The sequence below is a fragment of the Pelagibaculum spongiae genome (genome assembly GCF_003097315.1).
Lineage (GTDB): Bacteria > Pseudomonadota > Gammaproteobacteria > Enterobacterales > Pelagibaculaceae > Pelagibaculum > Pelagibaculum spongiae.
Window position 1 is genome coordinate 63,146 of record NZ_QDDL01000010.1, and the last position, 13,689, is coordinate 76,834.

The window sequence follows — 13,689 nt, forward strand, 5'->3', positions numbered from 1 at the left end:
TTTAAAGTTACTCATGCACAATGGTTTTTTTCCAAATATTTGGTCGAGAAGATAAAGAGCAGCCGATTCTAAACCCTGCAGAAAAAGAACTGCGACAAAAATTACAATGTAATTTTTGATGTTTATTATTAGAATTTGCCATTAATTCTACGAGATCTTTTAGGCTTTTTCCTACTCGACCAACCCGGTATCTCACAGTGATAATATCTCTACTTGCACCTTCAAGCAGCATCGAACTGCTATATGAACGTCGGACTTCTTCATAAGTTTCCCACCAGTCATCCGCAGACAAGCCTCCAGTTTCATTGGGATCGCTGATGAAGGGCTTGGCTACAGCACCAAATAAATCACCAAAACTTGATCCATGGTAACCTTGGAATTTACTCAAACCATAGTTTCTACACTCAGAACCAGGTTTAAAAGTTTCATAAGGCGTCAATCTTTTACCTTCTTTCAAACTAGTCAGTTCTGAAAGAGTATTAATATCGCTTAGTAATGAATGTCTATCAGGCACATAAAAACTTATTTCTATATTATCAGGAACAATAAAATGCTGCTGCGTCAGCGATTGCGATCCGTGACTACTTATCACAAACTCGTCAGATTGCTTCTGTCCCTGCCACAAGTAAAAATTTTTACCTAAATCTGTTTTTTGTATCATTAGCAAACTCCGACGTATTAAAATTATGCCGGAGAAAACATTACCGCATCTATACAAAAAACAATCATTTTTAACGATAAATTCCATGTTCAGTTTTTATTTTGAGAACTAATACTCAAAACAAAAATAAATAAGTGACAGTATGAATGAAATAATCACAAAAAGCTCATTCTACTTTAGCACTTCATTAATATACGAAAGAGGCGCTGAATAACGCATTTATCCATGTTCATACGCTTCCTAGTGGAATTTGTCATGGCATCACGCAGATATTGCTCAATTGTATTCGTTAAGGTGGTTAGTCGAGGTTTTTATTCAGGACTGGAAAGCGCATGGTGGCTGGAACAAGATGAGCAAAGAAGGATCGGAGCGAGGCCTGATCCTGAGCCTGTTGTGCGAGCATTTATTGTTGCTGCATCCTGAGCAATCAGCCCGACTTAAAAACAAGCAGCCCGGGTTGCCCGCTGGTTGTCTGATAGAGCGCCTTAAAACGGAAGCATTGATCGATACGGTGAAGTCTGTGGTGAATGCGAAAGATCCTGATATTGCACTGAATGATTTAATTGATGGTTTGGAATTGGTTTTGCCTACCCGGGAATCCAGTCGGCATATGGCGGGCAGAGATCTGGGTAATCAAGAACCAAAACCGTCTTTAATTCGTTATGCACAACATAACGCATGATTTAAGGAATTGTGCAACCGTTAAAAACTGCAGCATCGAGTAATAGAAATTAACCGCCAATATAAAATATTTATGGAAAGAATTGCACCCGGCCGCTGGGATGAAGTTCGCCCACCATCAGAGATTGAATTAAAAGCGACTAAAATGCTGGCAATTAAACTGGACCAAGCATCGGTAAAAGTCCGCAGCGGTGGCCCCAACGAAGATAAAGAAGACTTGGATATACCGGCATGGACCGGTGAAATGGTCATCAAGCACCCGCTAACAGCGATGGTCGCTGACCAGCATTCAACAGATGGGATAAAGGTACCGGATTATAGTGAGGCTTGGGAGGATCGGTGGCGGGTGTGAGGCTTAATGTGTATTAGAAAGGGCCGAGTTAATTCGGCCCTTTCGGTATCTAACAATTATTAATTCAAAGAAACTTCGTCAGAATCTAGCCATATTGTTAGCGGATAATATCTGATATTTTCTTCTGTTGCCTGCTTTAAAGCTTGCAGAGAGTTCTCTTGGTTAATGGAAAATGACCATAAATCTGTCTCCGCTTTAGAGTATCCGCCATAGTTTGAACCTGCTGTCTTTTCGCGCATTCCAATTAGATAAAAACCTGAAGGATCAACCGTTCTTTGCCCACCTACAGGATAATAACCAACCGGGTAGTTACCCAGCTCTAGAACGCCACCATCTTCTGCTGAAATCTGCAGTAAGGTATTGCTAAGTTCATGTTCAACAGTAAACAGCAATGGTTCATTTCGATAAGCTTTATTTTTAATCAAATCGTCTAGATAAACATTATTGACTCTATTTCCTGCTGCAATAACAGAGTGAGTCATATTCGTAAGATCTAAACGAGTCAATTGTTGATTATTGTTATCCACCCGCTGATCGATATATACATATCGTGAGTGATTTTTATCCAAATGATAGTTTCCGATAATCCCTTCGAAGTTACCCAAATCTTCAAAGCCTGCTGTCAGGCTATTGATGTCAATTCGCGCAACAGCTGTTTGCTGGTCATTTTTCTGATAGAAAACAAATAATTTTGTTTCATATTTAGCAACGGTAATGCTGTATTCATCCAAAAAACTACTCGTTGAAATAATGTGTAGCCGAGCTGTTTGCAGCTGCCCATCCATAGCAATTGAATGCAACTGCAACGCTGTCACTGTACTGTCTGCATTTCTTTGCAATTCAGCTGCCAAGAAATGATTATTAATCACTAGTACGGGGCTGTCTTCCGACAAAGACATGGAAGCTTCAACCTTTAATGGCTGAGGAAAAACTCCCTGACGTAACTGCTCTTTACTGACCAGAATTGCACCTTCGTTTCTTCCCTGTAGCAATGCAAACTCTGCTGTAGTGGCCAGAGGGTCAAGGTAGTCCATGTCCCAAGAATCATTCGGATCATCAAAATAAAGACTGCTCAGCAACTTTTCTGCATTGTCCAATACATCAACTTTAATTGTTCGAGTCTGCGATGCATCAGGCTGCCAATTTTCATCCAGCCGCAGCCCTAGAAAATCTTCATTGTTTGCCGTTAAAACTTGCTCAATGAGCCTGTCTGTTCCATTTTTATTGCTATCAACAAAAATGACACTATTAAAATTCTGCCCTAAATACTCACCTTGTAAATTGGTTGGTAAGGCAATGCTGCTAGCATTCATATCGCTGGTGATTGCAAAGATTGGGTCGTCATCGGTATTGCACTTTTGATCTACACCAGATTTTTGATAAACAACATAATGACCTGGTGATTCTCCAGAGAGAGAGCATGCCTGAGTTTCAATTGTCACTTGCTCGTTATTACCTGATGCCAGAGAGGTACGAAACACACGCCCCTGATTAAGGTAATAAACCTCACTACTGTAATGAAGCATCAGTGGATCAATAGAAAAATGTTGTTCCCAAGCACCATCAGTATAAAGGCTAGGTGTTGTATTACTCCCATCCCAGCCATAGTAAGGTGACAGATCCATATCATTGGTTTTCTGATGCTGGCCATCTGCTTTGCGATACAACCACAGTTCAGCTTTAGCCGCTTGTGAGTCATATTTTACATATGGTAGATATTTAAATTCACCGCCCGGACCAGAAATAAAGCGACCAAGCTTTGTGTCATTCGTTGGGTCTGGATCTGGGGTTGGATCAACGACCGGATCAACGACCGGATCAACGACCGGATCAACGACCGGATCAACGACCGGATCAACGACCGGATCAACGACCGGATCAACGACCGGATCCGATGCTTTATCGGAGTTCGATCCACCGCCACAAGCGGCTAATGAAAGAGATAAAAGTATTATGGCTGTTATTCTGCCGAGCTTTTCTGGATGCTTCATAAAACTGAACCTGCTTGTTGTTTTGCCGCATTATACTTTTAACAACAATTTCACAACAAGCAGGTTAGATCATATATTTACTAGACTATTTGCTCACCTGCGGCTTATCCAATTCGCTCCAAACCGGGTTGCCCCACAGAGGAACCGTTGACATTGAATGCTTATGGCTGCCTTCAATTTCTTTAGTGGAATAACTCAAGTAAATAAGTGTTTTATTTTCGGCATCATAAATCCGGCGAGTTTTAAGTGTTTTAAAGAAAATGCTTTTTGATTCTTTAAATACCACTGAACCACTCTTGGACTTATCAATTTTATCGATCATTGCTTTGGTGATCGGCCCGGTCTGGCGACAGGCAATACTCATGTCCGAAGGATCTGCAAAAGACAGATCGGCTTCTACATGGCTGATATGACATGTGACACCAGTTACTACTGGATCAATCACTTTCTGGATTTTGATATCTTTAGTGGTTAACAGTCCTAATGATACCGAACCGGCTTCATCATCAGAACAACCCGATAAAAACAGTGCCGACAGCATTAAAGGTGCTGCGATAAAAATCGATTTTTTCATTGTTATTTTTCCTTTACTACGCTTGAAACTCGCAGCAGTTAGTTCTGCTGCAAGTCATCACCAATCTTCTTCACTCGTTGCCAAATATCATGATCCATTTTCAACTTGTGATCCATTGCTTTTACTACCGGTAGCAATGAAGTTTCGATGGTATTTGCCAGCGCTTGTAGCACTTTGTCGATACCCGGTTGTGGCTGGTTAATCACTTCAACATTAGGTCTGGAGTGCGCGAATGACTGAGACAGCACTGTAGCAAAATCAACCTCGGAAATGTGCTGCAGTTGCTGTTTTAACTGTGAGATTTCTCTGCTGATTTCAGCTGAACCATTATCAATATTCGACATTTTCTGCAACTGACTGGCAATTACCGATAGCTGTGAAACCGCCTGTGCAGTCGGATCATCCTGATCACCCAAGGTACGGAGGCGCTTGTACTCAGAGCAAATTTCACCCCAGCGCAAACTTTCTACTTCCGTTAACACACCCCGCAGCTGCTTTAATTTCAGTACGTTTTCTTCGGCACCTGTGGTGAGTGTTTGCGCTTCACCTTTGTAGTGGTCATCGATCAGTTGTTCTAGCTCTTGATCATTCATTACCGCACTGACTTTTTCCGACAACCGCGCCATATTGCGATAACTACCTTGCAAACGAAACGGCGGTTCTTCCCGGTAACGATCATCTTGCGCTGCAGAAGCAATATATTGCTGATTCACCGCTAACAAGACTTGCTGCACTCGTAAGAGTTTTTTCAATACGCCGGTAATTTCATCTAACTCGGCGGCGGCATATTCATGGCCAAGATCATCGGTCGATATCGCTTCGCCTCGTGCCAAATCAATCAGCAGATAAATGTCGGCCATATCCCGATTTACTAGCGGTCGTAATACTTCATTGCTGGCCAGCGCATTTTCAACATAACTGAGTGAGAAGGCATTTTCAGAACCACCAACCAAATCACCCAGGTTATAAATATCAGCCCGGTTGGCAAGCATATCGGGTATCGAGAAGGCTTCGCCGGATTCGGTATAGGGATTGCCCGCCATTACAACGCAAAAGCGTTTACCGCGCATATCGAAAGTACGTGGCTCACCATTAATGACACCTTCAATCCTACGGGTACCGTCACAAAGCGAAATAAATTTCTGCAAAAACTCTGGGTGCGTATGCTGAATATCATCCACCACCAGCATCACATTATTACCCATTGCCAATGCCAGATTTAATCTTTCCAGCTCACGAGCAGCACCAGAATCAGGGGCTAAAGCAGGATCCAATGAAGTGGTTTTATGCCCCAAGGCTGGGCCATTGACCTTGATAAACACTAACCCTAAACGGCTGGCGATATATTCCACTAAAGTAGTTTTACCGTAACCGGGCGGTGAAATTAATAACAACAAACCTGACCGGTCGCTATTACTATTGCCGCCCGCTGCGCCTAATTGCTTGGCTAAGTTAGCGCCTACTAACGGCAAATAAACTTGGTTGATTAATTTGTTTCGAACAAAACCACTCATGGGTTTAGCTTGATATTCTTCCAGCTTCAGCGCTTCACGTCTGTCAGACAAAGCTTTCTGTCGCTGCTTTTGATAACCCTTGAAACCTGGAACCAGCTGGAAACGGAAATGATTTAACCGCTGTTCAAATTCATCAACTGCCAATGACAACTGGCCATTTTTAATCGTGGAATGCTCAGACAATAAACCGTCTACCGAAACCTGAGACTGCATCGGCCAAACCCGGCGGTTTAATTTGCTTTCATCAATCAACAATACTGCTGCTTCGGCAATATAACGATTGGCAGTCGATCCATCATCAATCGAATCTTGCGCACCAATTAAAGCACCCAGCCATTGGCTGGCCACAATAAACTGCTGATTAATGGAAAGGCTTTTTAACAGATCTTTAAATGCTGACTGCTGTTTGGCCGCTGCCAGCTGTTGTTGTAACTGCTCTGCCAGCTGCTGCGCCAGCTCACTGGTTGTGAACTCCAGCCGCTGATTACCTGACGCATCGACCGCGAACTCTGCAATTAACCAGGCTGCGGCATCTCTTGCCAACACCAGTGGATAGCCCTGACTTTCTCCACCCAAATGGTTCAGCTGGATTTCAATTGATTGCTGCAGTTTTAACTGCAAGCTTTCAACTGCCGATCTGGCATTGAACAACAGCTGCATTCGACTGGCATTGGCAGCTTCAATGAGCCATTGCTGCTGATCAGAACGGCTTTGTTGCATCCACCACAATTGCGCCAGTGCTCTGGGCAAAGGAGCAAACCTTAAAAGACCGGCATTGGCGCGTAATGGCAATAATTGTTCAAGAATTTTACAGGCATCATGATCATGAATACCTTTGGCATAGCTATCCTGGTAGCGCTTGGAGGCGAACTTGCTAACCTGGCTCAATAACTCACCTTCAGAAAGTGCTTGCTCCAGCCCAGGCAAAGTCAAAGAGTGGGTTTGCTTTTCTGCCGCATCAATAATTTCTGCAACCAAATATTCGGCTCTGGCAACCTCAGCATTTTCTGAAACTAATGGCTGGTCAGCATATAAATGATCGCTTTCTGCCAGAGTCGAATAGTGTTTTGCCAGCTTTTCGTAATAATCACTGCCAGTTAAATGAAATTTAAGCTGATCATTTTGACGAATCAGGGTTAATTCCATCGGCCGGGTATTTACATTAAATTTGTAATCACCCAGTTTGATAATTCGCCCACCATCTTCGAACAAATCAGAACGATCTCTAAGCGAACGAAGCGCCTGGTCGCGAGCTGAATTTAATTTACCAGATAATTCATCTGCCAGAACGACGGCTTCAAGCTGACGCATTTGATCAATCAAGCCGCGCAGCTTATGTACCATGGCATCGCCAGAGAACCAGGCGTTTAATGCATCAGCTGTATCAAACTTTTCAGATTTTTGAGCAATTGACTGGAAAATACGTTCTGCAGCTTTTTTCAGGTTGTCGGCCCTGCGCTGCCGAGCTTCCACCAAAGACTGACGCCGTGTCTGAAACAGACCCAGCATTTCTTCACGGCGTACAATTAAATCAGATAAAAATTCATCATGATCGGCAAAGCGACTTTCCAGCTCTTCCAGCTGCGCCATTACCCCAGCTTGTTGCTGGTCACAGTCAGCGGGTGTTTCTGCCTGCTCCAGCGCCGATTCAACGGTTTGTTCCAATAAACGGAACCGGGCAGAAAACTCTCCAGCGGCTTCTTCAGCGCCTATCGACTTTCCGCGCTTGCGAGCGATTGCACGCAACTGATTTAACTTGCCCCAGACCTCAGACAAGGCCTCAAGGATTTTGCTGCGTTTTTCCGGGTCCGCAACTTCCAGACCGGCCATCATTTCATTAACCAGCTGTAATTGCTGATTGACCTTTTCCAGGTCTTTTTGCACCTGTTCTAATTCAAGCAGTTTTTCAGCCGCTGTTATCTGTTGCTCCAGATCGGTAATCGACTGGTTCCAGTCAGCAAAAGCGTCATCTGCTGAAAGCGCAGCAATGGTTTGCTTTTCCTGCTGTGCTTGCTGCTTTTCGAGCTGTTGTTGCAGCTGCTCTAACGCTGCAAGATCAATATAGCGCTGCTCTTGCAGAGTAATTAAATGACCACCTAACTGGCGCATTTGATCGAGTGAATCGACCAGCTCTTGTGGTGACTTTGGCGGCCGGGAGCGCAGCTGACTAAATAACTGATCAATTTTTGCAGATGCATCAGATAAAGCTTTTTGCGCTTTTTCACGAATGGCCCGTGCTTTTTCATACTCATCGAGCAGCTTTTCTGAAGCAGCACTTAAATTACGAACCTGATCAGCCAGGTTAGTACTTTCAGCAGCAACCAATTCTGCTTCACCTAACCAGTGGAAATTATCCAGCAGTTTACGTGCATCATTTAATAGTCCGTGATAATGCTCGGTAGATACCGCTTTTTGGTCGGCAAGGGTATCGCCAGAACTACCTCTGCGGGCACTGCGGCATAATCCAAATAATTCGGAAATACCCCGCACTAATTCAGCATTACCAATTCGCCCCATCACCCCTGAAACCGTCTCCCCGGTTTCGTGGGTGTCGGCATAAAATGGCGTATGCCAAATCTGCATTGGATGCACCCGGCTAGGTTGGTCATTTTCAGCGCGGAAAATAACCATTAAACCATCTTCAAATAAACCATAACCATGGCCAAACAAAGGGGTTTGTAAGCTTTTTTCTATCAGGTTATAGGAAAATAACGCACTAATACCTTGCTGCTGTTCATGGAAGAAATATAAAACATCTTCACCATTGGGTGAGCGCAAGGCACGTTCAAAAACTAATCCATCTGGAATATCGCTAAATCGCCGACAATCACCACCCTGCAAGCTATAGCCGCCGGGGAAAATAATGCCGTGGTCTTCTGGTAATGAAACACACGATTGACCGATTTCATCAAACCGCTGAACATCACGCGTTAGGCAGTTATATATTAAATAGCGGAAATCATCTTCACGGTATGGGCGAATTTTCAGCAGAATTAACTGGCCGACTTTGGCATAGAAAATTTCAGCATCATCTAGCGATTGATGCTCATCATTTACCGGTTCTCGATAAATCCCTTGACCATCTTCGGTATTATTCTCGATTTTAATGGTTAACTGACCATTAATGGTTTCAACAAAAATAGTATCGAGAATATTAATATGTGGGTAGCGCCCTAACTCCTGGCTTTCTCGAGTGGTCGCTGTCCATTCAAAATCATGCGCCGGTGGCGTTGGTAAATCGCGCTCACCGCGGTTATCAATATATTTTAACTGTTTGTTCTCAGGGTCAGAACTTCTCAGCCAGCGAAATACCCGAATATCACTCAGCCGCGCACCAATCTGAAAAACAGCTAAAACTTTGTCATGCAATTTATGAAATTGCAGTAACCGGGCTTCTTTGTAGTAACTAAATAATTCATTAAAATCATCAACAAAAACCGAATCATCAAGAAAACTATGATCCTGATATAGCTCGATTTCATGCCCTTGCTCGGTTTGCACTAATTTATACAATGCAAAAACATCTGAAACTTCAGTGTTTTTCTTTAAACCTAGTTGGACATTAAAACCCAACATCAGCATATCGCCAACACGCGCCATATCCCGCGGAATACAGTTGTGTTCAGTTCTCACTCTCACTCTGCCTAGCAAATTCATTTCTTGCTGGCCAAAGGCATCACTTCTGGACTGATTTAGCTTTTCTGAATGTTCACGTAGTTTGGTTGCCTGCTGTTGCAAGCGTTTATTCAATAGATCCCAGGCGCCGCTGGCAGCAACGGATAACCCTAATCCATCATCTCTATCGTCTGCACCATCTACAAGATCGGTTTGCGGCTGTTGGCCAAGCACAGTTTCTGACATAGAAAACCTCATTAACTGAGAACCACGTAGGTTTGATAAGTTTTTGGCGCAATCAGACAGTTTGTAATCATTAACAAAATGTATGATTCCGTTTCAATTCATCAAACCTACATATCGTTTTTCTCTTAAATCTGGTTACAGATTAATCTGAAGTTTTCTCTGCATTACCCAACTGCCCTTTGGACAACTTGTTTAAATAACTGGCAATTGAAACATTGCTCAAATCTTGGCTGGAAACACCGGAAATAATACCTTTCAGGTCTTCCATAATGTTGGCATCGCCATTTAAGTGACCATCGAAAACTTTTTGCAACACTTCACTTTTGCCCATTCCTAAATCTATCCCTTTACCAATTGCCATTGGCTTAAGCAGAGAATTAAAGAAATCACCATTACCGCCAACAATATCTACCTTGGCATTTTGCATTGCTGAGCTGAGTACTTCTGACTGATGCTTAGCGACTGACTTGCTCGCATCAATACCGGCAATTGCCTGATCATGATTGGCTTCTAGCTGTGCTCGGAATTCTTCATGGGCTCTTGCGGCATCGCTCATTTCGTTCATCGCAGCAAACTTCTGGCGTAAACCATCGGCTTCGGCAATATGCTTTTCACGAATTGAATCGGCTTCCGCTTTACCTTGCTGAGTAATTGCCTGAGCTTCAGCAATTTTAATATTCACCGCGACCATTGCCTGCTTCTCTTCAGAAGCCGCATCGGCATCTTTAATCCGCACTTGCGCCATACCGGATTCTTCATCAATCCGTGCCTTGGCCATCCCTTCTTTTTCTAGTGCTTCGGCCATCGCCTGTTGCACCCGAGCTTGAGCTAAACCTTCTTGCTCATGAGCTTGCGCCTGAGCTTCCATAACACGAGCGCGCGCTAAGCCATCGGCTGCCTGCTCGGCTTCAGTACCTTGGGCTTGCTTAATTTTGGCTTGGGATTCTTTTTCTGATGCGTCTAGCTCTGCTTGAGCCATCATCAGTTTTTCTTGGGCACGATGGCGAGCACTGGTTTCTGCTGCTTCAGCAGCTTTTACTTCACGAACACCTAATTCTTCAGCTTCTGCTTCCGCATTAATAATTTGAACCTGACGCATCCGATCAGCTTCAGAGATTTCACGTAGTTCTTTAATACGCTCTTCTTCTTCAGCAACGGTCTTATCCACCACAATGCGCTCACGTACTACATCAGCAATCTGCTTTTTCTCAATTTCCAATTCACGTTCTTTAGCAATTTGTTGCAGTTCAACCTCACGTTCTCGGGAGATTTGTTCTAATTGGCGAACCTTATGTACTTTTTCTTCTTCAATTGCCAATGCCCGTAAACGATTCTGCCCGGCCACTTCAATTTCACGCTGCTTATTTTCTGAATCGATACCTAGTTGTTGTTCAGTAATAATTTGCGCCTGGCGGGCTTTTAAATCTTCTTCTGCTCGTATCTTGTCAGTCTCTGCCTGCTCACGTGCCTTAACCGTTTGTACTTCACGCTGCTGACGAGCTTCTGCATCAGCCTGTTGACGTTCAAGCTCAAGAATCATTTCTTTGGCTTCAACATCTTTTTTCTTGATTTTCATTTCCTCTTCGCGTTCTAACTCATTGGTTAAAACGTTTTCTGCAGCGGTCAGCTGGGTGATTTTTCGAATACCTTGAGCATCCAGAATATTATTTTTATCCAGCTCAAGCATTGGCGTTTGCTCTAAATAGTCAATCGCCGCATCTTCCAAAACATAACCGTTTAAATCATCACCAATCACTTTAATAATTTGATCACGGAAATGCTCGCGTGCTTTATACAGATCTTCAAAGTCCAGCTGCTTACCAACCGTTTTCAAAGCTTCAGAGAATTTGGCTGAAAATAATGCATCAACTGTTTGCTGGTCCGATGCCCGCTCACAACCGATTGCCTGAGCAACTTTTAATACATCTTCCTTGGTCTTGTTGACTCGAACAAAGAAGGTGACCGAAATATCGGCTCGAATATTATCGTTACAAATCAGGCCATCTTTGCCGCGACGATTAATTTCAATGGTTTTTAACGAGATATCCATTCTCTCCAACCGATACAACATAGGAATTACCAATGAGCCGGTAAAACTCACTTTAGGCTCAGCTCGCATAGTATTAACGATCATTGCGCGACCTTGGTCGACTTTGCGGTACATGGTGGCAAATACGAACGCTGAACCAAAAATTATGGCTAATAAAATAGCACCTGCTAACAAGGCAATTTCCATTGTCTTCTCCGTGAATTAGTTTGAAAACGTCTCGTGGGAAACGCTAATTTCTATGTAATGTTGATTCTTCTTCTGATTCAAGAATCCAGTAGCTATTCTCTGGCTCGTCGTACTCAACGATTAATGCTTTGCTACCTTTTTTCAATTGATTAGGTGTTTTTGATCGGACTTTAAGAATTAAACCTGCACCGCCATCTTCCAATGCCGCTTGGCCAAAAGTTTCGCTGACTTCCAATGAAGTTATTTTGCACACTTCACCGCAAACCGATTGGTTGCTACGTGCTTCATGGGTGGTATAAAAACGAACCAGCGGTTTAATCGCAATAACAGTTATCGGCAAGGCAATCACGATCGACACCAACAAGATAGCGGCACCGATTAGCCAGCTAAAAAGACCACCATCAACCAGCTGTAGCATTAGCCATTGACTGGCATAGAGGGTGGGCACCCAAGCAAAAATAAGCCACAAGCTAATAGATAAGGGTAAGGGAACACCAGAAAGGCCTAGGTTATAAAGCAAGCCACTAAAGCCTGCGCCAACATCTTCAGGCATATCGATATCTATATCGGCATCCACTAGATCGATATCTAGTACACCGATAAAAGCCAGCATCCAATAAACCAGAGCAACCATAACAGGCACAGTCAACAAGACTGCTGGCCAACTGAAAATCAATTGAAACAGAGCACTCAAAAACTTTTCTCCTTATAAATCAGTTAATTTAACCGATTTTTGAAAGATTCCGTACTCATTGTTACTACCTGAAACATGAGCCGCTGTCAGCAAAATACAGCCGCCCTAGTGTAACCACCGCTGCATCAGCAAACCAGTGTAATTACATTACAATTGAGCGACATATTATGTCAGCAAGACTTACCCTAACACCTCTTTTGCAACAAGTAATATTTATCACGCTTGCGTCGTAGCATTATTTTTTATCCACCTAAGCTAATGATAATTAACTACATAAGCGCATTAACAACCATCTACCCTAACACTTCCTTCGTTCAGCATATTAGCAATATTTAAATGTTGGAGTTTTCTAGAGAATACCTCGTAAAGCTGAATTGCGTACATGGACGTTTTTAAGTTAGGAAGTACGCCTATGAATAAAAACCAAGTTCATTACCTTGAGGAAAAGTGTAAGCAAGCCAAAGTAATCTGGCATCATCGTTATTCGCAGGCTGATGACCAGCGAGCACTAGATTTTGAATTAACTGTAAACGGCTGGTGTTTAGGTATGGTTCTGCATTGGTTAGGATACCAAGCCTACGGAAGAAAAGACTTCTGGAGATTAGTTGATAGCCCTGATGGGGTGAGAAAATTCAGACAAGTAATGGCTGCACAGCAACTTGCAACACGCATGGGCTTAGGGGTATATGATAAGCTAACCAGTCGATATAACATGTTACTTCAGCAGTATAATCTACAGTTAACGGCTGCTTCTGACCTAGAACCTACAATTAGTGGATTTTCGATTTTACAACATGCTGGAGTTTATCAAGGCAGCAAAGCAATTCTTGGTTTATATGGCCCTAAAGGCGGCCATGCCATCGGCCTTAACATGCGTAGTACAGAACTTAGGATATTTGATCCCAACTATGGAGAGTTTTGGTTCCCAGGTTATAAAAATGCCTCGAAATGGTTAGATCGCTACCTGCAAAAAATGTATAATAAATTCCATTTCAATCAACATACAATTGAAAAGTTCGATTTTTTCAACAAAAATGCCACATAGCTGATTATATTTTTACTCCAGCCATGAAATGTTGATTTTTTGCAGAAGCAAAGGATGATGCTTCTACAAGCAATCCTCTA

General features: G+C 43.0%; 9 protein-coding genes. 3 read left to right on the forward strand and 6 right to left on the reverse strand.

Features of this window, described 5'->3' with window-relative positions; all coding sequences use genetic code 11:
- Nucleotides 1–7 precede the first annotated feature (7 nt).
- Nucleotides 8–661 carry a putative adhesin gene (locus DC094_RS18290; protein WP_116688572.1) on the reverse strand — a complete coding sequence of 218 codons (654 nt, stop codon included), beginning with the start codon at nt 659–661 and terminating at the stop codon, nt 8–10.
- A gap of 349 nt (nt 662–1,010) precedes the next feature.
- On the opposite strand from DC094_RS18290, the gene DC094_RS18295 reads away from it, so the two are divergent.
- A complete protein-coding gene (locus tag DC094_RS18295) occupies nt 1,011–1,343 on the forward strand; it encodes a hypothetical protein (RefSeq protein ID WP_116688573.1) in 333 nt (110 codons plus the stop codon).
- Nucleotides 1,344–1,415: 72 nt separating this feature from the next.
- The gene (locus DC094_RS18300) at nt 1,416–1,694 is read left to right on the forward strand and encodes a PNPOx family protein (protein ID WP_116688574.1); all 279 of its coding nucleotides are present in this window, start codon (nt 1,416–1,418) and stop codon (nt 1,692–1,694) included.
- Nucleotides 1,695–1,753: 59 nt separating this feature from the next.
- On the opposite strand, the gene DC094_RS18305 is transcribed toward DC094_RS18300, so the two are convergent.
- From DC094_RS18305 to DC094_RS18330, 5 genes are all read right to left on the reverse strand, one after another.
- Complete coding sequence (locus DC094_RS18305) at nt 1,754–3,685, reverse strand: hypothetical protein (protein ID WP_158527386.1); 1,932 nt, start codon at nt 3,683–3,685, stop codon at nt 1,754–1,756.
- Nucleotides 3,686–3,770: 85 nt separating this feature from the next.
- Nucleotides 3,771–4,259 (reverse strand): CreA family protein, encoded by a 489-nt coding sequence (locus DC094_RS18315; RefSeq protein ID WP_116688577.1) that lies wholly within the window; start codon nt 4,257–4,259, stop codon nt 3,771–3,773.
- A 38-nt stretch (nt 4,260–4,297) separates the two neighbouring features.
- Nucleotides 4,298–9,634, reverse strand: a complete 5,337-nt coding sequence (locus DC094_RS18320; RefSeq protein WP_116688578.1) for a DNA repair ATPase — start codon at nt 9,632–9,634, stop codon at nt 4,298–4,300.
- Nucleotides 9,635–9,776: 142 nt separating this feature from the next.
- The gene (locus DC094_RS18325) at nt 9,777–11,870 is read right to left on the reverse strand and encodes a flotillin family protein (protein ID WP_116688579.1); all 2,094 of its coding nucleotides are present in this window, start codon (nt 11,868–11,870) and stop codon (nt 9,777–9,779) included.
- A gap of 43 nt (nt 11,871–11,913) precedes the next feature.
- A complete protein-coding gene (locus DC094_RS18330; protein WP_116688580.1) occupies nt 11,914–12,564 on the reverse strand; it encodes a ubiquinone biosynthesis protein in 651 nt (216 codons plus the stop codon).
- 412 nt (nt 12,565–12,976) lie between these two features.
- On the opposite strand from DC094_RS18330, the gene DC094_RS18335 reads away from it, so the two are divergent.
- Nucleotides 12,977–13,609 carry a YopT-type cysteine protease domain-containing protein gene (locus DC094_RS18335; RefSeq protein WP_158527387.1) on the forward strand — a complete coding sequence of 211 codons (633 nt, stop codon included), beginning with the start codon at nt 12,977–12,979 and terminating at the stop codon, nt 13,607–13,609.
- Nucleotides 13,610–13,689: the final 80 nt, after the last annotated feature.